The sequence below is a fragment of the Candidatus Berkiella cookevillensis genome, assembly GCF_001431315.2.
Classification (GTDB): domain Bacteria; phylum Pseudomonadota; class Gammaproteobacteria; order Berkiellales; family Berkiellaceae; genus Berkiella_A; species Berkiella_A cookevillensis.
Genome location: NZ_LKHV02000001.1, coordinates 2,081,590 through 2,105,145 on the forward strand (window position 1 = coordinate 2,081,590; position 23,556 = coordinate 2,105,145).

Here is a 23,556-nt window from a genome sequence, read left to right on the forward strand (position 1 = left end):
ACTATATCTTCGACATCCCTATGCTTATAATAAATAATGAAGTCGTGAGTATAAAGGGACTAAGGTGCTCGACAAAGTTCAGATGATATTGCTATCGCTTATGCTGCTGTCTTGTACGGCTGCGCAGGCAACTGCCTCAGAAAAGGATGCAAAGCATCACAGTGCTGCTATGCAAAATACTGCGATCCCTCCCCTAGAAGCACCAACGGATCTCTCACAACCCAAAGTTGCCCTCGGTAAAGCATTATTTAACGATGCACGATTCTCTAGTAACCTCTCTCATTCTTGTGCAACGTGTCATAATGTAACAATGGGAGGAACAGATCGACAAGCTACTTTTGTTGGCGCGAATCACCGAGAAGGAACTTTAAACACGCCAACTGTATTTAATGTAAGCTATAATTTCAGACAATTTTGGGATGGCCGAGCCAAAAATTTGCGCGATGTTATTAATGATCATATTTTGGATAAGCATATCCTAAACAATCAATGGGATACGCTACTAAAAGAATTGAATGAAAACCCAAAATACCATGAATCATTTAAGCTCTTGTACCCTGATGGCGTTAATAAAATAAATGTACAAGATGCGCTAGAATCTTACCTACAATCTCTTGTAACCATTAATGCACCTTTTGACCGTTATTTAAAAGGTGACACAAAAGCAATCAGCGAAGATGCAATAAAAGGATATGAGTTGTTCAATAACCTTGGATGTATCTCTTGTCATCAAGGACCCAATATTGGTGGGAATTTATACCAAAAAATGGGTATTTATAAGGATTACTTTAATTCTAAACAAAAAATAGTAGAATCTGATCTGGGACGTTTTAATGTAACCAACAAAGATGAAGATACGTTGGTTTTTAAAGTGCCTTCACTTAGAAATATTGCACTTACTGCTCCCTACCTTCATGATGGGTCAGCTAAAACTCTTGAAGATGTTGTGCAAATAATGGCAGAACATCAAATTGGAAAATCTTTAAAGACCCATGAAATATCATATATTGTAAAATTCTTAGAAACACTTACAGGCGAACAGCCTGCAAGTACAGATACAGATAAGAAAAATTAGTGGAAAAATATTTTACTCGAATTTTTATTGCTATCAATGTCATCGTCATTGTAGCTATCTATTATTTGAGTGAAATTGTTCCTTTTGAATATGAAGGTTATGAAAATGATATCAATCGCTTACAAAAATATGATGCTGAATTAGATTCTGCTATTGTTAATACACGATTTGGCCTTATTAGAAATTACCAACCTATCGTAAAAGCACTCGATGGATCGTATAGCGTACTCGAAATTCTCAAACAAGAATTAAAAGAGAATCCAAATGAGAATATTGCAGAGAAGTTAAAGAGCCTAGAAGATGTCTTCAATAGAAAAGTAAATCTTACCGAAAAATATAAACAAATGAATCCAGTATTACGGAATGCCATCGCTAGCTTTTCGTCGACAATGTATTCTTATTTTGATCAAGCCTCAAATGTTGAATTTATCGAAAGCTGTTTAGAAGGCATAGAGCAAACACAATTGGTTGATAATGTAGGTGTATTATTTAGAGATATACTCATCTATACCAATGCTCAAAATGAAAATAGACGCTCTGCAATCATTAAAATGATTGAAAAAATAGAAAGCTCCCCAGAAAAAGTTCCTGAAGTTGATTTAGGTATTGTCTACGCAAAAAAAATATTAGAGTTACAACCTCAGCTCACACAGGTTGCGCAAGATTTATTTGAAATGTCTATCTTGCAATCCATTAATGAACTGAATACAGCTTACCGTTCTGCTTTCGATAATTATCAAGAAAACTCTGTTAAATACCGCGTTGTTTTATATGTTTTAGTTTTCTTACTACTGGTAATTTTAACTTGGTCATTCAGACGCTTACAATCAACTGTTAATATTTTGCACATTGAAGTCAAAAGAAAAATAAAAGCTGAAAAAGAATTAGAAGAAATTAACAGACAATTAGAACAACGTGTTGCAGATCGTACCAAAGAGTTAACCATTAAGAATAACGATCTGAACAAAGCACTTGGTGATCTCGAAGATGCTCAAGAGCAGTTGATCATGCAAGAAAAGATGGCTTCTGTTGGTATGCTCTCAACAGGTATTGCGCACGAAATTAAAAACCCACTCAACTTTGTGAATAATTTTTCAGACATCTCTGTAGAGCTTGTGAAAGAATTAGATGAAGAGCTAGAAACCGTTAAAGATAAAGTTGCAGAAGACAACCTCTCTATGATCCAAGAGATTTTGGAAGATTTGAAAACCAATTGTCAGAAAATCAAAGAGCATGGCGTAAGAGCGGACAATATTGTGAAAAATATGTTGCTGCACTCGCAAGAAGCCGGTGTTGAAAAAGAAATGGTTGATATTAAAAACCTCATGGAAGATAACATTCGCATCGCCTTAGATAAATATCTAACAGAAGATAAAAAATTCGAAGTTAATTTTCTGAAAAATTACGATCCAGATCTACAAAAAATACTTTGTGCACCACAAACACTTGCACGTGTATTTGTTTATGTATTAGATAACGCACTGTACTCTGTTCAAGATAAAAGAAAGCTAGGCACTCAACCAGATTACAAGCCTGAAATCAGCGTTAGCCTGCAACAAAAAGACAACAAGATCGTTATTAAAATACGTGACAACGGTATGGGTATTCCCAAACATCAATTAGACAAAGTTTTTGAACCCTTCTTTACCACTAAACCTACTGGACGAGGAAATACTGGTCTTGGATTATCTATCTGCTATGATACAGTAGTAAAACAACACAAGGGTGAGCTACGGGCAGCTTCAGAAGAAGGCACTTACGCTGAATTCACTATAGAACTACCAGTCAACTCACAAACAAAAAATTAGGGCAATGTTAGAATGAAAGATGTTTCCAAGCAGATGGGAAAAATAAATCGTTATTTAATTGGGATCTTACTAAGTGCAGCGTTATTTTCTTCTCCAGTGAATGCGACAGAAGAGCAAGCCTCTGGTGCTCCACAAGAAGCACGTGAATATCACCTAAAAGCCGCTTTTTTAAGATATGTAGCCAAATTTGTAGAGTGGCCTCCAGAATCACTACCTGAAGGTGCCGTCAATATCTGTGTTCTAGGTCAAGTTCCATACTATAAAGGTCTTGACTCAATTACTGGCAAAGATGCAAATGATCGCATCATACAAGTTATGAAAGTTGGCACAACTGAAGATGCAGAAAAACAGAAATGCCAGATATTATTCGTGGCTAAAACAGAAACAGATAAAATAGAAAGCATTCTAAAAATTATTCAAGATAAGCCTATTCTGAGCTTTGGAGATATGGATGAGTTTGCAGAAAAAGGCGGTGATATGAATTTTTATATCATGAATAAACGTCTTGCAATTATGATTAATCCACCCGCCGTTGAACGCTCTAAGCTAAAAATCAGCCCACGTATGTTAAAGCTTGTAACCGTTGTGCCCCCTATTGAGCAAGAAGGCGTTTATAACTAATTAGATGCAATTACTTTATCCTAAACCACCCTACTCTCTGTAAATGAACAAAGTGAATAATTCTCTTCCCTTGATGTCAAGGGAAGACGCTCACCTTAGTGAGCAGATGGATTTTTTAGAATTTATTTTAAAAATCCTTCTCTGCACCTAAAAAAGGTGCCTTTTTCTTTGGCAAGAAAGAAGATTATTCGTATTGAACGTAGGCTACGCTCTCTCATTGATTCGCATTGCTCATCGATAAGAAAAAATAGATCATAAATTATAATTTGGTATGCTTATAATAGGCAATAAAAACAACGCTATCACGAATGCTTAAACTAAAGCTTTATCTACTTCACCTAAATTTTATTCTACACATCATATTATGTCATTTTTAATATTTATGATCGCATCATCTTGCAAGAAACAGCCGCTATATCCATAGAAATTTATAGCCCTCCTGAACTTATACAAAACATTCAAATACCAATAGACAATATTTGTTTTTTGATGTTTGTGCATTACTGTGATAGGATTCGCGCGTTTAATTAATAATCAATCATTTTGAATCGGGCAAATTGCCATTGGGTCGTTCAATATTTCACCAAATATTGCCGGTAATGAGCATAATGCAGCTGCCAATATCGTAATTTCGACACCATTGGCAAACAACGTAAACATATATGCTGGCACAACAGTCATTACTGATTACCATAATTATCATAACCCTATAAACACCTTTGGTTTTAGCTATATTTTTCCCTAATAAGATCAAATAAGAAAGTACAATATGCGTGCCATTCTATTAATGACGTTTTTTTCAATTGTATTATGCACGCATGTTTTTGCAATTGAGCTATCTACAAATGAAATCAAATATACGTTTAAGCATTCTGAAAACAATGCAAATCAACTTGAAGTTAAAGTTGAATTTCTTGGTGATTCATCAGGTCAAACAACTGTTATCACGCCATGGGGAGGTTCTGTTAATCACCTACTCAATAAACACATCAAATTTGCAATAGACAATGGAGGAAAAGCCATTGAAACTAAGGCAGAATACACGACTTTTTTACATCATCCAAATGCGCGTTTTACGGCTGAATATACTCTAACCTCAAACAAAGAAAACGGCAGTGCCATGCTACCCATCATTGAAAATGAATATATAGCACTATACCCCACAACCACGATGCTTTACCCTGCTAAATGGGATTCAAGCCTCATGGATGCTACGTTTGATTTTTCTCAACTAAATGAAAAATATCATATGTTTTCCAGTTATGGTTTAGAACGTATCTTTAAAACAAATAACAGTTTTGATCAAGTAAGATTTTCACAATTTTTCGGTTCTACTAAAAAACCTGAAATTCTAAGCAAAGCCTATCATCAAAATTACATAACAACGCTTGGTGAATGGAAGCTATTCAAAAATATATCTCCTACAGAATTGCTCAAACAAATTATTATCTATCAGCGTCATGTGATGAAAGATGAAAATTTCCCATACTACGCCGCTTATATTGTTAAGCAGCCAGATGAAATTACATATAAATTCTCATCTGGCTTGCATAATAACAATACTCTTTTTTTATATATTCCTGACAGTGACAACACAGAAAAGCTTTCTCACTTAAAACATATGTTTTCGCATGAATCTTTTCACGCATGGATTGGGAATAAAATTAAAATCCCACCAAATATCTTCAAACGTTATAGATGGTTTTCAGAAGGATTTACTGATTACTTTGGTCTTAAGCTAGCCCATGACGGTGGCTTTGTCACACATGAAGAATATGCCAATATTTTAAATTATCATATCAACAATTATTATCGTTCTATTTTTCGAACTCTATCAAACCAAACATATGAAACGATCTATGATGGATTTCATGCGGGCTTTAATTTTATCCAAACACGCGGACACTTAGTTGCACTCTTATATGATATATCGCATCCAAAGAATGGATTCCATCAATTAAAACACTTTATTAAAGATCTTGCGTATCATATTGATGAACAAAAGCAAACATTCAGCGAGCCAATGTTTTGGGAATTATTTGAAAAAAATTTCGAACCCCAATTTAAGTCAATCCTTCAGAACCATATTTTTGACGGCAATGAGATCATTTTACCTAATCTCCAGGAATTCGAGCTTTATGAGACAACACATCAGATTATTGATCCCGGGTTTGATGTAATTTTATCTTTAAAATCGAACGTGATATGCAATGTTCAAGAAAACACGCCTGCCCATCAAGCAGGATTAAGAAATAATACCCCTTTCATTGACATAAGAGTCATCAATGATAAGGATAACAATGAAGCTATTGCCATTATTCTCATGCAGGATAATAAATCCAGCCTTGTTCAGTATGTGCCTAACCAAATTGAGAGAAAAATTTTGAATTATCGAGTAAGGACTTAATAGATGCAATTACTTTATCCCAAACCACCCTACTCTCTGTAAATGAACAAAGTGAATGATTCTCTTCCCTTGATGTCAAGGGAAGACGCTCACCTTAGTGAGCAGATGGATTTTTTAGAATTTATTTTAAAAATCCTTCTCTGTAACTAAAGGTACCTCTTTCTTTGACAAGAAAGAAAATTATTCGGATTGCTCATCGATAAATAATTCCCACAAATTGCTTAGCTCACAGCATTTAAGTCTGGATTAATAAATGCTGTCTTTTTCTTCGTTCGCAAAGCGAACATTTTCTCACTTTCGTAAAGGGAGACGCTCGTGCAGCGTAGCTGTACGAGCAGAGGGATTTATGCTTTGAAAAGCCGTAAAGAGCAAACATCCCAAATATTTTGCACAACATCATTTAACGAATTAAGTATTTCTATGTTGGTAAATCTAAGTACAAACAGACCTTGAGATGATAATATTGCATCTCTTTCAATATCATTTTTCTGATGCTCATACTCAAAATGTTGTGCACCATCACACTCAACAACTAAACGACATTGATGTGCATAAAAATCAACAATAAAGTTAAATAAAGGCTTTTGACGAAGGAACTGCACGCCTAAAATTTGTTTCTTACGCAATCGAGACCACAACAGCATTTCTGGCTCTGTCATATTGTTACGCAATTTCCTGGAAATATCTTTAAATGACCGATTATAATCCAATGTGATATTACGTGGCATAAATCCCCCTTGCGCACTTATCAGTGCGCATCCCCCTTCAAAAAGTGGGAATTGATTCGCATTGCTCATCGATAAGAGAAAGAAAAAACATGCTGAATTTATGATTTAAACCAACTCTCTATCAACCTCATTGTGAATGACTTCTAATACAATACGAATATTATGCAAGATATCATGATCCCAAAAATGAATGATTTTATAACCTAAAGATTTTAAATATGTTATTTTGCGCGCATGATAATCTGCACTTTCTAAAGATGACTCTGCATTTATTTCAATAACAAGTTTATGCTCTGGACTTACAAAATTGACAATGTAAGCACCAAGCACAAATTGGCGATTAAAATTTACATTGCAAAATCTTCCATCTCGGAAGTATTCCCATAAACGTTGCTCAGCAACGGATACTTTTTCTTTGAGATCTCTTGATGCTTGAATCATCCTTGCACATCCTTTTTTGATTCCTTTGTCCCTTTGATCTAACCTCACCCGCCCTGCGCGAAGCAATTGCCTTTTTCTTCGTTCGCAAAGCGAACATTTTCTCACTTTCGTAAAGGGAGACGCTCGTGCAGCGTAGCTGTACGAGCAGAGGGATTTAGATGTGCGACCTTAATTCCACAGCATAAATCCCCCTTTGCGCACTTATCAGTGCGCGTCCCCCTTCAAAAAGTGGGAGCTTGATTCGCAATGCTCATCGATAAGTATGTCACCCCTTGCAACATAAAATGTGTACATCTCGTAGACCAACAGGAGAGAGTAACTGAAAACCAGGTGAGGTTAATACAAATTAAGCCCACTTATAGTACCACTTGAAGTACGCTGTATGCGCAATATATTGCTTTTTCGCTTCAAATTCATAAGCAATCTTGAAAGCCATATTGCGATGCGTATGCATTCTAAAGCTTGGACTAATCACATAGCTGACCTGTTCAGGCTCTATGCCAAATGACAAGAAGGATGGCCCACCAGCAATAAAATTATTTAAGGTTTCTTGTTTGTCCGCTTTAAAATCATAGTTTAAGAAAAGAGCCAATTCTGGAATATAAGTAGCTTCTAAATACTCATTTTTTGATGCGACTTTAAGACCAATAGAACCCATTATTTCATTCATAGCTTCAGTACGAACAACTAAATCAAGACCACCTGCGCCTTTCTCTGAATAGTTATCAATATCTAAACGTCCAAAGCGCATAGAAGCAAGGGGTGATAAATAGTATTTACCATTAAACCATGCATATCCAATGTCGAATTTGGCAGCATAATGCAGCCCATGAAAGCTAGATTCAGCTTGTCTGGTCAAATTTCCAACCGAAATCGTGCGATGCACACTATAACGATGTCTCGCCAAACCTAACATAGAATTGACATAAATAGGACCAATCGGATCGAAATGACCATAGAAAGAAAGCTGATAGCTATCGATTTTTTGTTTATTCTCGTACAGGCCTCTTTGAGACAAGTCCGTTTTACCCATGCTTAAGGCTGCACCAATAGTTGCCCAATCTAAAATACGCCAATCACTCCCCATGGAGAACCCAACAGAATCACCACGATAACCTTCAATAGTATCTATTTTTCTTTGATCAATCATACTGGCATAAGGTTTAATCCATGTACCATAAGTATGACGCATGAGCACATTACCATCGCCATCCCCAAAGCTTACACCTTGATTGTAATCTCTGTAACGATAGCGAGGGTTGTAATAATCATCATCGTCATCTTCATTTTCATCATCACGATATTTATCTTCGCCTTCTAAAAGCGCACTCAAACCTAATAACTCTTCAAAACGAATACCAATATCATCAAAAGCACGGCGCACAGCCCAATTAGAATTGGCCGCAATACTGTTGTTATAGCTGGGCACTAAGCTTCTTAAGGCATCTTCTACTTGCTCTGCTGTAGAAAGCGTTTGTAATGCACCTAGTAACTCTGTAAGTACTGGGCTTGTTGCTGCACCACCTGAAGCAGCGGCAGCAATAGTATCTAAAGCACCGGCTACGCCATTGGTAATATCAGAGTTTGGAACGACAGTGCTGAAGGGGATGTTTGTTGAAACAATATCTAAATTCGTACCATTTAAAACAGGTGCAAATGTCACTGTTGCAGATTGTGGCTGAACCACGGTTAGCGTTCCTAAATTGTATCCTCCAGGAGCTGCCGCTGCATTGATAATATTATACGTTGAATTATTGGGTATAAATTCTCCACCCACTTGCAATTTCAACGTTGAATTAGGATCAATCTCTGCATTACCAGGTGTAGTGATATAAGGCCCTGGAAAAGTATTTTGGGCAACTATTTGCACATCCAACATTCCGTTTGGTGTTTGTTTGTAAGAGGTTGTCGTTAGCAAACCACCGGCCTGTATGCCTAAATAATCATCATTGGTGGTAGCGCCCATATTTACGCCAGAACCATTTAAAATCCCCAAAGAACCATCTGTAATGTTAAGCGTGCCTGTGCCACTAATAATGTTGCCAGCCCCTGAAGCAATCACTGTAGAGTCATTTAAAATATTGAACGAGCCAGGAGCATTAACATTGGTAATGGCTTGCGTAACGGTAAACGTCCCTGCATTTACGTTGATGGTTTGGAAATTATCAATAGTACCTGGTGTTGTAAAGCTGCTATTAATATTTAATATATTGCCGACACCTGCACCTGCTAATGTATTAAAGCTACCACCTGTTATATTAACGGTATCATTACCTGCACCACCGATAATATCACGCACCGTAGTGCCAGAAAGATGCAATGTGTCTCCTGCTGCACCCAATTGTAAATCTTGAGTAATAGTGCCGCCCGATAAATTAAGCATGTTAGGGGCAATATTGCTGGCAGTTACATCACCATCGATGGTTCCCCCCGTCATGCTGAATACATCACCACCTTTACCTGACAGTAAAACATCACCGGTAATAGCACCGCCATTTTGGTTTAATTTAATTTCTACAGCTGCTGCAGAAAAGTCAATTGCATTACCAGCACCATCGTTTTTAATAGTACCAGTGTTGGTAAAACCACCCGCAATCTTAGTATTACCTGTTGCGTCAATCGTAGCACTGCCGGGAGAATTATTTTGAATCACACCACTGTTCGTAAAATTACCACCGATATTGGTGTTATTCCAAAGAATTGCATTTTCGTCAACGGCAGCAACAGTACCAGAATTAGTCATGTTGCCGTTGATGGTGACAGCATCCATTTCAAGGGCTTTGCCTGCAGCGCCATTATTTTGTATGGTACCAGAGTTGCTAAAGGCGCCTTTGATTAACGTATTATCATCTATATATAAAGCTGAATCTGCTGAATTATTAAGTATATTTCCTGCGTTACTAAAATTTGTATCGATGGTCACACCACTTAAATTCAAAGCCTCACCATTAGCAGCTTCAATAGTCCCTCCAGCGGCATTGCTCAAAGTACCATTGATAGCAATGGAATCCATACTCAATGCGCCACCAACAGTGTTTTTGATAGTGCCAGAGTTTGTGAAATTGCCTTTAAAAGTACCATTCAAACTTGCATCAACAGTAAAATTGCCTGCAGAAGCATTTGTGATAGTCCCGCTATTGCTAAAGGCACCATCTAAAATAGTCGTAACCATTTTCACCGCGGCATTATTAGCAGCTTGAATTGTACCGCCAGTATTGTTGTTGATACTGCCCGTAATTTGACCCGCCGGTAACTCTACTGCAATACCTGTAGCACTTTTAATCGTACCACTATTCGTAATACTACCTCCTAAACCATTGTCGAGAAGAATGGCAGAGCCTGCAGCACTTTCAATGACACCTGTTGAATTATTGATGATGTTGCCACTCAAGTTCTTATCCGCACGAATGGCTTGTGCACCCAGTGTTGCAGTAATAGTGCCATTATTGATAATGCTAGTAATATTATTGTCTAAATAAATAGCTTGTGCTGCATCTCCAATGGTTTGAATTTTAGCGCTTTGATTATTTAAAATAGAGCCTGTCAATGCACCTGTGATATTAATACCTTTACCTTGGCCAGCGTTACCCGTTGCTTCAATCGTGCCAGTATTAATAATGCTACCCGTCACAGCGGCAGCACCATTGACCAAAATACCATTACCCCCCACATTTTTGATCATACCACCTGGGTTATTAGTGACAGATTCAAAATTTTTCTTTAATTCTATGGCATTATTGCCCACAGTCGTATTTTCTATGGTGCCTGCATTAATAATAGTAACGCCTTCTCCATCGACATCTATGACATCTGTGCCTGATGAGCGAAGAATACCGTCACTTAAGTTATTGATGGTGGCATCTTTACCATTGGCTGTGATTGAAATAGCATGATTATTTTGCGCGCTGATTAAACCATCGTTATTAATGGTTGCATCAGCAGCACCAACCACAACACCATTGTTAATTGAAGTAATATCTCGATTTAAACCTATATTAACCGTAGTTTTAGTCGCTGTATTGGTAATATCAATCGCATCATCGATACCACCATTGATATCAATAGCTAAAGTATTTGGCGCACCTGCATTATCAATGTTAATAGTATTGGTCTTGTGTGTAACGTTAATACCATTTGCAGCTGCTTCTTGGATACTACCACCCGCAGTAATCGTGATCGTATCATCATCTGCAGCTGAAACCACTCCTGGAGAAAGTGGTGCATTCACAATGGGTCCTGCTAACACTGCCCCCGGCACCATCAAACATCCGCTTGCCAATACTGCTTTCAACAACTTATATTTTCGTGTAATTGTGTTCATGAATTCTTAAACGTCCTTTTTCAATAATTCTTTAAGCCCACTCATAACGTAGTTTCAAACCCACATTATGTCGCGTATATGATGAACGGGCAGCAAAATCATATTGCAGATCAAAAATAAAGTTTTTAAAGCTGTGCACACTCAAACCCGCACCCGCTTCAAAAGTTGTACTAGCAGGCTCATAGCCAGTCGTTAAGAAATCAAAGCCACCACCGAGCATATTGCTGACAGCCGTTTGCTTGTCTTGAATAAAATCATGCAATACATAGCCTTGCACATAAGGAATCACAATGGCATTTTTAAAGTGATTACGATATTCCAGCAGCAAACCACCACCCACGACAAAACTATCTAAATCATGGTTGCGCACATTGAGATTCAAACCAATGGCATCATTTTCTTGATAAGATTCAATATCCCAGTGCGTATAATTGGTGAAAATCTTAGGGGTGCTATATATATTCCCTTTCTTCCAAGAGTGCCCTAATTCTAAATGCGCATGGCTTTCCCAATTGTTAAAATGTGCATTGGCAATACGAGAAAAACCAACAACGCCCCCCGCAGATGGAACCAATACTTTACGATGACTGTCGTTACGGTTTTGAGCGCCGGTGAGCAATCCCATGATATAAAAAGAAGAAGGACAAGTGTAATAACCATACAAAGAAGCATTGATGCGTTTTACATCAATAGTGCTACTAGAAGGGCCTCGAGAATCAACATCTGATTGTTGGTAGCCACCCGCTAAACCAAAAACCCAGCGATCGCCAAAAACACGATCGATACCAATGATGCCACCAATCAAGGTTGCATCATAACCGTAGGCATTATCACGATTTTTCTGTCTTGCATCGCTTCCCAATACAATTGACCATAGGCCTTTGTTAGGATCTCTTTCTACGTTGGATGCTTCGGATTTTTCTTTTATAAAGCTAAAATTGTATTTAGAAGTGTCATCTTCTTTGGTTGCGGCTGTAGGTGTTGAGGCAGCATCGCTGTCTGTGTCCTCAAATGCATCATCCCAATCATCATCGCCGGCAGCAAAGCCATTTGCATACTTAATTTCTAAAACGCGTTGATTCAAATGCTTCACCATTTGGCGATTTGCAGATTCAGATGCAGATAAAATAGATAAATCGACTAAAGGACTCAAACTATGAAGTGCTTCTTGCCTTTGTTGATCAGTCGCTAAACCATCAAGTGCAATAATCAGCTGATTTAATTCGGGCGCATTTGCAGCAGCAGTTGGACGAAGTGCATCCAACATCGATTGAACATTGGAATAGGTTGCGTAGCTTTGAGGAGCAACAAACAAAACCAATGCTGCGACACACAATTTAGTCAGACGATAATCATTGCTGCTTTTATACATTTAGAATCAACTCCAGCTTAATTAAGTATATAAATCCTACCATTACGTGTAGGAGAACCCAATCATTTATTATGGGAGATCATAGGAAACTTAAGCGTTGTGCTGCCTTCTTCTGTCAACGCTGTTTCTTCTGCACACGTTGACAATGGGCGAGTACCTATCTTCTTCCTCGTTCGCAAAGCGAACATGTTCTCACTTTGTAAAGGGAGACGCTTGTTCAGCGCAGCTGTACGAGCAGAGGGATTTAGCTGTTTGGCCTTAAAACCTCAGTATCAATCCCCCTTGCGCACTTGTCAGTGCGCGTCCCCCTTCAAAAAGTGGGATTTCTTATTCGCTACGCTCATCAAGAATTCTGTTAAAAATAAATACATCATATAATCAGAAATTTAACTAAGAGACAGCAGAGACATCGTTAACAAGAGAAGGTACGAGCATCTTAAAAGCATAACTAGGATTATTTCCCAAGCAAATAACGTACAATCCTTGCTAATTGCTTAGAAAATAATTACCTTATGCAGATGCTACAAGTTAACAAATCAACTATTTTACTTTTCAGTGTGATACTTAGCAGCTTAGTGAGTGGCTGCAGCACGCTGAACCCATCTCCTATTTCTCCACAAACACATACGGTGATAGAGCAAGCAGAGCGCCAAGGCTTTGTACCCGCCTTGTACGATACCTCTTTAGTCACATATGCCGTTTGGGAAAAAAATAAGCAGAAAACAAACAGGACAGCCACAGAAACTAAGCAAAATAACCAAAATCAAAATATTCAGGACATCCATGTTTATATTGAAGGGGATGGAAATAGTTGGAAAACAAGATATCAAGTCTCTGACAATCCAACGCCTAAAAACCCTCTCAGTTTAAAATTAGCCATGCAGGATACACATAAAAATGTTATCTATCTTGCTAGGACTTGCCAGTACCATTTTGATAAAGAAAAATGTAAGTCACGTTACTGGAGCGATGCGCGCTATTCTGAAGAAGTCATACAATCAACCAATGAAATACTCAACCAAATAAAAACACGCCATCCACAAGCGCGATTTCTGTTAATAGGATTTTCAGGTGGTGGCAATATCGCTGCTTTGTTAAGCGCAAGACGAAATGATATATCAGGCTTGATTACAATAGCGGGTAACTTAGATCACGATGCCTTAAACGAATATCATCGTGTAAGCCCAATGAGAGATTCTTTAAATGCCATACACTACGCCACAGAGCTGAAAAATATACCACAAAAACATTATGCGGGCAGCAAAGACAAAATTGTTCCAGCCTGGCTTGCTGCAAAATATAAGCAAGCCCTTAACTCCCCCTGTGTCGCCATTGAAGCGATCAAAGATAATACGCATCACAAAGGATGGGAGGAACAATGGCCCCAATTCTTAAAAGAGGCACTGCCATGTCAGCAAAACAATGCTACCAAAATTTCTTAAACAAACAACGAGAACAACATTTACTGCGTGGCATTCCTGCTAATATTAAATACGATCTTGATTTTAGCAATAATGATTATTTACATTTTAGCCAACACCCAAGCATCATCCAAGCAGCGCAACAAGCATTGGCTCTGTATGGCTCAGGTAGCAAAGCTTCACGCCTCATCACACATCAACAAAGCGCAGTACTTGCATTAGAATCGCTGATCGCAAAAGATAAACACAGCGAAAAAGCGCTCGCTTTTTGTAGTGGTTTTCAAGCAAATGTTTCTGTCTTAGCGGCTGTCTTAGATAAAAAAATACTTGGCGGGGCACCACTTGTCTTTTGCGATAAACTGAATCATGCCAGTTTACATTTGGGCTGCGAATTAGCCGGTGTAAAACAAATCCGTTATAGACACTTGGATATGAATCACCTTGAATGGCAATTAAAAAAGCACGCAAGCACTTCAAATATCCGCTTTATCATCAGTGAATCTGTCTTTGGTATGGATGGAGATATCGCTGATTTATCCACATTGATTCGTTTAGCCAAAGACTATAATGCCTTACTCTATATTGATGAGGCGCATTCTACAGGTTTGTTTGGCCCCAATGGTTATGGTCATAGTACTGAATTCCCAGGTGAGATTGATATGATTATGGGAACTTTTAGCAAAGCATTAGGATGCTTTGGCGCCTATGTTGCCTGCTCACAAACCCTTTACAGCTATTTACTCAATCGTTGCCAAGGGCTTATCTATACAACACTGATGCCCCCCGTTCAATTAGCGACGATGCAAGCCGCTTGGGAGTTAGTACCCACTGCACAAAAGCAAGTACAAGCCTTATTTGAATTAGCTGATTATTTACGTGAAAATTTATCTCTTGAAGGCTTTGATATAGGAAATAGCCAAACAAATATTGTCCCCATTCGTTTGCACGATCCCAAACAAGTTTTAAATTATCAACAAAAATTAAGCGACCAAGGAATTGCGGTCGCCGCTATCCGCCCTCCTTCGGTGATGCCTTTGGAAAGTAGACTTCGAATTGCTTTATCGCTAAGACACCAGAAAAAAGACATAGATATGCTCTTCAATGCTTTAAAATCACTTCAACAACAAGGCTGAAAATTTTAAAAACTAGGCTCATATATTAATGCATATGCATCTTTAATCTTTCATACCGTGTAAACTCACTATTTTTCTCAATATTTGTAGATACAACAAATTATACCGCTCAGACTTCTGTTTATACCCTTCATCGGGTTCATTTGATTTTTTACTCAAAAAATCAATTAATCCTATTTTTCACTCTCAGACTTGACTTTACTTAGACAGCTTAGTTATGCTGAGCGGCTATTTACAGAAGACGACTGGTCATATACTTTAGAGGCAAGCATGACATTAACGCAGATCTCAAATTTCATCAAAGCACAATTAAAACAACCTGAAAACAAATATTCTCTCTTAATCGCGGCGATTTCCGCAGTAACCATTGCTACTTATACTAGTTTTACACTCTTACCTGCATTGGTAGCTGTTGCATTGAGTGGCGCATGCAGTTACTTAACAATTATAGGGGCTCGCTATATCACAGAACTTTTAACCAACATTAAAAATATATCTATTCACATCGATCAAACTGTAGAAAGTGTAAATGCACGCGTCAATGAATCAAAGCAAACCTTAGAAGAAGCCAATAAATTATTGAAAGAAGCCAGTGCTTCGGTCACAAAAGTAATCAATGAAGTCACGCCTTTGGCAGAAGAAGCAAAAAAGACAATTGCGCAGACAAACGCCATTATTCAAGATGTTAATAAAAAACATCTACCTAAAATATTGAATCAAACGGATGATTTGGTAAAAACGGTTAGCAGAGTTGCTACGAACATAGATGAAACCCATATGCCAAAACTCTTAAAACAAACGGGTACAATGGTTCAAACACTCACTGATTTGAGTAAAACTGTTAATGAAGTGCATGTCCCTAAGTTATTAAAGCAAACCGGAACAATGGTTCAAACCATTACTACACTCAGCCAGAAAATTGATGAAACGCATATGCCAAAACTCTTAAAACAAACGGGTGCAATGGTTCAAACACTCACTGATTTGAGTAAAACTGTTAATGAAGTGCATGTGCCTAGATTATTAGAACAAACCGGCATCGTGGTTAAGACCGTTGCTGACCTCAGCAAAAAAGTTGATGAAGTACATATGCCTGCGCTCTTACAACAGACAGGAACCATCGTAGAAACACTCACCAATTTAAGTAAAGACGTCAATGAAGTGCATGTGCCTAGATTATTAGAACAAACCGGCATCGTGGTTAAGACCGTTGCTGACCTCAGCAAAAAAGTTGATGAAGTACATATGCCTGCGCTCTTACAACAGACAGGAACCATCGTAGAAACACTCACCAATTTAAGTAAAGACGTCAATGAAGTGCATGTGCCTAGATTATTAGAACAAACTGGCATCTTAACAAAGGCACTAAATCAAGTAGCCACAAATATCGATCAAAAACATGTACCAGAAATAACTCAAAAAATTAATGAAATGCTTCAAAAGCTCATTCAAATTGGAGAAAATGTAAACGGCGCAACAGATACTGTTAGCACCCTTGCCATGCCAGCCACGCTTACAGCAAAAGCAGTGCGTGGCACAGGGAATGCACTTTACAGTGGTGGCGCATCCATTGTGCGTGGTATCGGTAGTATATTTGGTGGTGGTGGAGAAGAAGAATCTTCTGAGAGTGAGATCTCAGATGAAGAAGAGGATGAGGCCTTAAAAAATGCACCTGAAAGCGAAGCAGAACTATTAGCTAAGGATGGCGTGCTTATAGCAGAACATCAAAGCAATTTATTGCAAAAAACAAGCGAGCAAGAGAAAGCCCAAGACGATTGCCAAAGAGCGGAACATAAAGATGAAATATCTACCGAAGATCTTCGAGAGAAAGTGCTTGATCAATCACCCAGCCTATTTTCTCGAACCGTCGGCTGGATGTTTAATAGAAAAGATAAAACGCCTAGTGTTTCTGTCAATACACCTTCTGACGATGAAGATACAGACAAATTAGACGACTCATCGCAATTAAATGCGTCCTCACCTCGCGCTAGAAGATTATCCTTATCTTCCAGCAGTGATGATGGCTAATAACACATGTTTAGTCTTCGCATTAACAGCAGCGAACAGTCTGTTGCTGTTGATGCAAGGCTTGAACCCCTATCGCAATAGATTTTTTCACCCCTTTAAAAGAAAAAGGCTGGTTCTTTTTCAATGCAAACAATAGATTGCGTTGCAATTTTAAATCTAATCCAGTTTCTTTCTTCATCGTGAATGCCAAAGAATCATCTTTCAAAGAGACAGGTGATTGATCCGCGGGCACATTACTATTCAGCCATGCAATGGCCCATGGATGGCTCTTTCTAAAGTTTTCATCAGATTCAACACGATGTTTAAGCGCATTCCAAATTAAATTTCTATTATGATTCAAAGGCCTATATTTAACAATTAAAGCAGGCGCATCCAGATATTTTAAAAATTCTGATTCGCTCATCGGCATACCTTTCTCATAAAAAAGATTAAAGTGATACCATAAAGTATGTATTGCGCCCCTGTCGATCGCATCTTTACAGGTAAAATTATAAGCTTTGGGCTTAAGCGTGTTCAAAATATGATTTGTTAATTTATCTTTGATAAAATGAAATAATAATGCATTTCTCTCTTCATCCCCAACAAAAGTTGCATTCATTTTATTCTTATCAAAATCTTTGACAATATCAGTCGCAGCGCTTGCAAATAATTTTTCGATTATCCCATTATTACATTTATCACCAAATAATATTTTTTTCACTTTAGCTGAGAAATAAAAATCATTTCTGTCATCTTGAATACTTTGTTTGATCTGAGCTAGCAAGCCACTCAAACTACAATTCTTATCAAGATTAAGCGCAGAACCTTTACTCATCTTAAAAGTCTGCATCAAAAATTCATTATCTGCAGGCAGTGTAATAACAGCTGTCTTCAGATCTTCCTTTTGATTGAGTGCTTCTAAAGCACTTGCTCGATTACCTTCAGAATGTCTCACAAACTTGTCTATTTTTTTAGAAAGACCTGACTTCTTAGAATCTTGAGATTTTTGATCGCGCTTCATTAAATTAATATAAACATATTCAAAATCTTCATTTTCCGCCAAATCAACATTCAATATTTTCTGCGAATCTCGCCTTGCATTTGCTAGCAAATATCTTTCAAAGGCTGGGTTAACGGTGCTACTTTTTTGAGTTTGAGCACCTATTCTTAAACATTTGGCATTTTGTTGTAGTTGTGTTTCGTCAAAAGCAACATAGGGTACATTATTTCTTTTTAAAGGATGATATTTATAGCCCAACATACTACTGAAAAAAGCATTCGCTGGATTATCAGGATGCTTAACATGTGTTTTTTTATTGGGATTCGTGGTGTTTTCTGCTAATTTAGCTTTGATTTTTTCTTTATTATGCGTAGCAGTGATTCCTAATAATTGCTTAGCAATAAAATCATGTGCATGGGAATCATTTTCAAAAAATTGAATAAACAAAGCATCTAGCTCACACGTATACTCTCTGTTTTCTTTTTTTAATTCGTATTTGGCAACCTTTTCCATGGCCTCATGTAATTTCGTATACTGTTTTTCATATTTAATATTAGATTCAAAAGAGTCATTCATACTCGATATTTCAAACAATATATTTATGAGTGATTGATAGCATGGTTTATTGCTTGATATAGTAATTGGATTAGACCGCAAAAATTTCTTTATTTGCAACAAATATCTGAAAGTAACTTCTTTTCGTATATCAATCTTCATTTTATATCACCTAGTGCCTCAATTCTTTACGCATATAACGGTCGCGAATTATAACAACTGAATTTTTATTTGCCATTCAAGCATGACAAAAGAGAGCAATAACGCGATAAAACGCTACAAAGAAAAGAAAAGCGCAATTACACACAAAGCTAGCTTTCAGCTTGTCGCATGTTTATAGCCAGTAATGTCCCTGTTGCTTGGTAAATTATCTTTTGACTTGTACACTAGGTGAAATTAAATTTAGGGGTGAGAAAATGAGAGAACTTGATAAAAAAGCGGTCATTATTTATCTTAAGCTTACATTATTAGCAACCTTTGCTTTTGCAAATGTTATTCAAACCAGCATTTTTAGCATGCCATTCTCTCCTGAATATGCATCCCTTTTAATGACTTACAGCTTACCACTTGCAATTCCTTATGCAAATGTTGTAAGCCTTATTTATATGTTTATTTCCTATTTTATTCTGTCTTAAAATTATTTCATCAGCCATTCAAACTAATGCTTAAGAGTTTCTCTTAAGCATTAGTTTTATAAAAAATATTATAGCAGTCTCTAATTTAAGTACCTGCCACCATCATACTTTCTATCAACATAGAGCCTGTGAGAATATTGCCTCTTCTTTCAATATCATTACCAATTTTGACAATATTCTTAAAGACATCTTTTAAGTTTGCTGCAACCGTTACTTCATGGACAGGAAATTGAATTTCGCCATTTTCAATCCAATACCCACTTGCACCACGTGAATAATCACCCGTAACCATATTGACACCTTGCCCCATCAATTCCGTGACGAGAAAGCCAGTACCCATTTCTTTGCACAATGAAGCCAAATCTTGATCACTCGTGCTAATGTGCAAGTTATGTACGCCACCGGCATTGCCTGTATTTTTCATTTTCAGCTTTCGCGCAGAATATGCACCTAATACATAATTTTCAACGCGGCCATCTTTTAGAAAAAACTTATCTCGTGTTGCCACACCGTTGCTATCATAAGGCGCACTACCCAATGCCTCTAATAAATGTGGTTTTTCTTCCAAATTGATATGAGAAGGAAAAATCTGTTTGCCCATGCTATCTAGTAAGAAGGATGTTTTCCTAAATAAAGGGCCTCCTGAAATAGCACTTAAAAATGAGCCAATCAAAGATTGTGCCATACGAGCATCATAGATTACTGCCACTTTCCCTGTTGGTATTTTACGTGCATTCATGCGATCAACAGTACGTTTTGCTGCATTTCTACCAATCTGCGATGCCTCTTCCAAACCTTCTGCTTTTCTGGAGATTGTATAGTCATAATCACGCACCATATTGTCATTGCCCTTTGCAATCACAACACAGGATAAGCTATGGCGACTCGTAGGGTAAGAACCCATAAAACCATCTGAGTTTGCATGAATATGGTAACCTTGATTAGAACTAAAACTTGCGCCTTCGCTGTTGCTAATACGCTCATCATAAGATAAAGCAGATTGCTCACACGCCTTTGTCCGCTCTATACATTCTTCAATACTCACATCCCAAGGATGATATAATTTTAAATCTGGATAGTGCTTTGCTAAATCTTCTTTTTCTGCCAAACCAGCACAATCATCTTTTTCAGTATATTTTGCTAAGTCTATGGCTTTTTGCACAGCTGACTCGATAGATGCTTGTGAAATATCTGTCGTACTCACAGAGCCTTTTCTTTGATCAATATAAACCGTTATTCCAACGGCTTTATCACGGTTAAACTCTAAAGTTTCTACCTTCTGTTGCCTTACATTAATAGATAAACCTTGCTGAAAAAAAGCTGCAACTTCCGTTTGTTCTGCCCCCTTTTGTTTCGCAATGGCAAGCATATCAGCAACAATTTTCTGATATTTTTTCTCATCTACAAGTTCTGATAATTTGCTAGGTAATGATGCTGTCATAGTGTTTCCTGTTTTTAAATATATTGAATTACAACGAAGTAATCTATTTTAAATTATTAAGTGCACTGTAATATTAGTTTTTCATAGAATTCCCGATGAGCGCAGCGAATCAATTTTCTCACTTTTGTAAAGGGAGAAAGCGCATAGCGCAAGAGGGATTTAGCTGTTTTGACATTAATTTGTGGCATAAATCCCCCTGGTGCTACGCACCATCCCCCTTTACAAAGTGGGATCTTATTCGCTTTGCGAATCGGAGTTTCTATTAACAGTAGAACGTTATACTAAGATCGCTTTGTACCGCCAACCGTCATGTCATTTACCTTCAAGGTAGGCTGACCAACCCCAACAGGAACACTCTGCCCTTCTTTACCACAAGTCCCAATACCCGAATCTAATTTAAGATCATTTCCAACCATGGAAATACGCGACATCACTTCAGGCCCATCCCCAATCAAAGTAGCCCCTTTAACAGGTCTGGTGATTTTGCCATTTTCAATCAAATAAGCTTCATTTGCAGAGAACACAAACTTACCAGAGGTGATATCGACAGAACCACCACTAAAGCTTACGGCATACAAGCCTTTCTCTACAGAAGCAATAATTTCTTCCGGTGTATGCTTGCCAGGTAACATAAAGGTATTGGTCATACGTGGCATTGTGACATGCCCAAAAGATTCTCTTCTGCCATTGCCAGTAGGTGCTTGCTTCATCAATTTCGCATTGAGCTTATCTTGCATATAGCCTTTGAGAATGCCATTCTCAATCAAAACCGTTCTTTGCGTAGGTGTGCCTTCATCATCAATGGTCAAAGAACCACGACGATTCAGCAAAGTACCATCATCTACAATGGTACAAAGCGGAGAGGCAACAAGCTCTCCAATGCGATTACTAAAAGTAGAGCTTTCCTTGCGATTAAAATCACCTTCTAAGCCATGCCCCACAGCCTCATGCAACAATACGCCTGGCCAGCCAGGGCCTAAAACGACGGGCATTGTACCCGCTGGTGCATCGTCCGCATCCAAATTCACCAGTGCTTGGCGCAATGCTTCATCGGCATAACCAAAAGCTCTATCCTCTTCGAGAAAATATTCATAACCAGAGCGCTGCCCACCACCATAGCTACCTGTTTCACGGCGATCATTTGCCGTTACAACCACTGAAACATTTAATCGCACCAAAGGTCGAATATCGGCGGCTAAGGTGCCATCGCTAGCGACAACTAAAATGGTTTCAAAAACACCACTTAAACTCACCATGACCTGGCTAACGCGTGAATCTTTGGCTCTCACATAGCTATCTAATTTACGCAACAAAGCGACCTTTTCATCTACCGTAATAGATGAAATGGGATCGGTTGGTACGTACAACGGCGACAGCCGATCGTTTCTCTGCCAAACCTGAACACTGCTACCCTTACCTCTTTTAGCAATCATACAAGAAGCTTGTGCGGCTTGAGTTAAAGCCGGCAAAATAATATCATCTGAGTAGGCAAAACCTGTTTGATCACCACTGATGGCACGAACACCGACGCCATGATCAATGCTATGGCTTCCTTCTTTCACAATACCATCTTCTAATGAAAAAGATTCATGGTGCGCACTTTGAAAATATAAGTCAGCATATTCTACTTCTCTACCCAGCACTGTGCCTAAAACATGTTCAAGATCTGTTTCTGTTAAACCGGCAGGCTCTAATAGGCCTTTTTTTGCTTGTTGTAATGAGGTGTTCATAAATACTTATCCTAATTTAAATGCTAATAAATTTCTGCTGATGACTGAGCGCAGGAAATTTCTGACGTAACTGTCTCAGTGACTTAAGATCAAGGCTAGCAACCACCATTCCCTCACTCTGTATCAAGCCATCAATTTTCTCTCCCCAAGGATCAATGACCATAGAATGCCCGTAGGTGCCCTCACCATTTTTTCTAAGCCCAACATGATTACAAGCCAAAAAGAAACTCAAATTTTCAATTGCTCTTGCTTTAATCAAGGTTTCCCAATGTTTTTCACCTGTTCGAATGGTAAAGGCAGATGGCAAAATAAAAATATCTGTACCATGATTAACCATTGCGCGAAATAATTCAGGGAAGCGCAAATCATAGCAAATCGCTAAACCTATATGCGCAAAAGGAAGCTTCAATGTAACAATATTGTTACCAGGGACAACATAAGCAGATTCTAAATAAGTCTCTTTACCACCCTCAATTTCCACATCAAATAAATGAATTTTATCGTAACGTGCTTTAATCTCACCTTCAGGATTAAAAACAAGACAAGAAGAATAAAATCTCTCTTTGTTTTCACTTTTGATAGGCAAAGTACCCGCTACAATCCACAATTTATACTTTTGAGCCAGCTGTTTGATTTTTTGTTGGAGCGGCCCTTTTTCAAAAGTTTCTTGCAGACTTAATTTCTCTACTGGACTTAGGTGCAAAGTCAAAAACTCTTCAGGCAATACAACCAATTGTGCTTTTGCTTGCTGCGCTTTAGCCAGATAATACTCTACTCGTTCAAGTTGTTGTTCTACACTTGCAATGCTTGCAACCTGAATCAATGCGATAATGCAGTCATTCGAATGATTTTTTTGCACAG

General features: G+C 38.0%; 17 protein-coding genes. 8 read left to right on the forward strand and 9 right to left on the reverse strand.

Annotation, left to right across the window (positions count from 1 at the left end; all coding sequences use genetic code 11):
• The first annotated feature begins 64 nt into the window (after positions 1-64).
• Genes CC99x_RS08820 through CC99x_RS08830 form a run of 3 tightly spaced genes read left to right on the forward strand, consistent with a single transcriptional unit; the run spans position 65 to position 3,504 of the window.
• Positions 65-1,075 (forward strand): cytochrome-c peroxidase, encoded by a 1,011-nt coding sequence (locus tag CC99x_RS08820; protein ID WP_141651922.1) that lies wholly within the window; start codon positions 65-67, stop codon positions 1,073-1,075.
• Positions 1,075-2,883 (forward strand): DAHL domain-containing protein, encoded by a 1,809-nt coding sequence (locus CC99x_RS08825; RefSeq protein ID WP_057625116.1) that lies wholly within the window; start codon positions 1,075-1,077, stop codon positions 2,881-2,883. Before CC99x_RS08820 ends, CC99x_RS08825 begins: the two co-directional genes overlap by 1 nt.
• A gap of 12 nt (positions 2,884-2,895) precedes the next feature.
• Entirely contained in the window at positions 2,896-3,504 is a 609-nt protein-coding gene (locus CC99x_RS08830) for a YfiR family protein (RefSeq protein ID WP_057625115.1), read from the forward strand.
• 534 nt (positions 3,505-4,038) lie between these two features.
• Here the strand turns inward: CC99x_RS08830 and CC99x_RS08835 are convergent.
• The gene (locus CC99x_RS08835) at positions 4,039-4,185 is read right to left on the reverse strand and encodes a hypothetical protein (protein WP_158003227.1); all 147 of its coding nucleotides are present in this window, start codon (positions 4,183-4,185) and stop codon (positions 4,039-4,041) included.
• 88 nt (positions 4,186-4,273) lie between these two features.
• Here CC99x_RS08835 and CC99x_RS08840 point away from each other — a divergent pair, with 88 nt between their 5' ends.
• Positions 4,274-5,911, forward strand: a complete 1,638-nt coding sequence (locus CC99x_RS08840; protein ID WP_057625114.1) for a M61 family metallopeptidase — start codon at positions 4,274-4,276, stop codon at positions 5,909-5,911.
• A 344-nt stretch (positions 5,912-6,255) separates the two neighbouring features.
• On the opposite strand, the gene CC99x_RS08845 is transcribed toward CC99x_RS08840, so the two are convergent.
• The 4 genes from CC99x_RS08845 to CC99x_RS08860 all read right to left on the reverse strand — a co-directional run bounded on the left by CC99x_RS08845 (position 6,256) and on the right by CC99x_RS08860 (position 12,773).
• Entirely contained in the window at positions 6,256-6,639 is a 384-nt protein-coding gene (locus tag CC99x_RS08845; protein ID WP_057625122.1) for an endonuclease domain-containing protein, read from the reverse strand.
• A gap of 105 nt (positions 6,640-6,744) precedes the next feature.
• A complete protein-coding gene (locus CC99x_RS08850; RefSeq protein ID WP_057625113.1) occupies positions 6,745-7,080 on the reverse strand; it encodes an endonuclease domain-containing protein in 336 nt (111 codons plus the stop codon).
• A 346-nt stretch (positions 7,081-7,426) separates the two neighbouring features.
• Positions 7,427-11,401 carry an autotransporter domain-containing protein gene (locus CC99x_RS08855; RefSeq protein ID WP_057625112.1) on the reverse strand — a complete coding sequence of 1,325 codons (3,975 nt, stop codon included), beginning with the start codon at positions 11,399-11,401 and terminating at the stop codon, positions 7,427-7,429.
• 31 nt (positions 11,402-11,432) lie between these two features.
• A complete protein-coding gene (locus CC99x_RS08860) occupies positions 11,433-12,773 on the reverse strand; it encodes an autotransporter outer membrane beta-barrel domain-containing protein (protein WP_057625111.1) in 1,341 nt (446 codons plus the stop codon).
• Between the two features lie 575 nt (positions 12,774-13,348).
• Here CC99x_RS08860 and CC99x_RS08865 point away from each other — a divergent pair.
• The 3 genes from CC99x_RS08865 to CC99x_RS08875 all read left to right on the forward strand — a co-directional run bounded on the left by CC99x_RS08865 (position 13,349) and on the right by CC99x_RS08875 (position 17,355).
• Positions 13,349-14,215 (forward strand): alpha/beta fold hydrolase, encoded by an 867-nt coding sequence (locus CC99x_RS08865; RefSeq protein WP_057625110.1) that lies wholly within the window; start codon positions 13,349-13,351, stop codon positions 14,213-14,215.
• Positions 14,182-15,327: an aminotransferase class I/II-fold pyridoxal phosphate-dependent enzyme gene (locus CC99x_RS08870; RefSeq protein WP_057625109.1), complete on the forward strand. Its 1,146-nt coding sequence runs from the start codon at positions 14,182-14,184 to the stop codon at positions 15,325-15,327. Before CC99x_RS08865 ends, CC99x_RS08870 begins: the two co-directional genes overlap by 34 nt.
• 270 nt (positions 15,328-15,597) lie before the next feature.
• Positions 15,598-17,355, forward strand: a complete 1,758-nt coding sequence (locus CC99x_RS08875) for a DUF948 domain-containing protein (RefSeq protein WP_259596663.1) — start codon at positions 15,598-15,600, stop codon at positions 17,353-17,355.
• 22 nt (positions 17,356-17,377) lie between these two features.
• Here CC99x_RS08875 and CC99x_RS08880 read toward each other — a convergent pair whose 3' ends face one another.
• A complete protein-coding gene (locus CC99x_RS08880; protein ID WP_057625107.1) occupies positions 17,378-19,051 on the reverse strand; it encodes a hypothetical protein in 1,674 nt (557 codons plus the stop codon).
• A 254-nt stretch (positions 19,052-19,305) separates the two neighbouring features.
• Here CC99x_RS08880 and CC99x_RS08885 point away from each other — a divergent pair, with 254 nt between their 5' ends.
• On the forward strand, positions 19,306-19,524 hold the full coding sequence (locus CC99x_RS08885) for a hypothetical protein (RefSeq protein WP_057625106.1): 219 nt from the start codon (positions 19,306-19,308) through the stop codon (positions 19,522-19,524).
• Positions 19,525-19,609: 85 nt separating this feature from the next.
• On the opposite strand, the gene pmbA is transcribed toward CC99x_RS08885, so the two are convergent.
• The 3 genes from pmbA to CC99x_RS08900 all read right to left on the reverse strand — a co-directional run bounded on the left by pmbA (position 19,610) and on the right by CC99x_RS08900 (position 23,554).
• Entirely contained in the window at positions 19,610-20,965 is a 1,356-nt protein-coding gene (pmbA, locus tag CC99x_RS08890; RefSeq protein ID WP_057625105.1) for a metalloprotease PmbA, read from the reverse strand.
• Between the two features lie 281 nt (positions 20,966-21,246).
• On the reverse strand, positions 21,247-22,695 hold the full coding sequence (tldD, locus tag CC99x_RS08895) for a metalloprotease TldD (RefSeq protein ID WP_057625104.1): 1,449 nt from the start codon (positions 22,693-22,695) through the stop codon (positions 21,247-21,249).
• 16 nt (positions 22,696-22,711) lie between these two features.
• Complete coding sequence (locus CC99x_RS08900; protein ID WP_057625103.1) at positions 22,712-23,554, reverse strand: nitrilase-related carbon-nitrogen hydrolase; 843 nt, start codon at positions 23,552-23,554, stop codon at positions 22,712-22,714.
• Between the last annotated feature and the right edge of the window lie 2 nt (positions 23,555-23,556).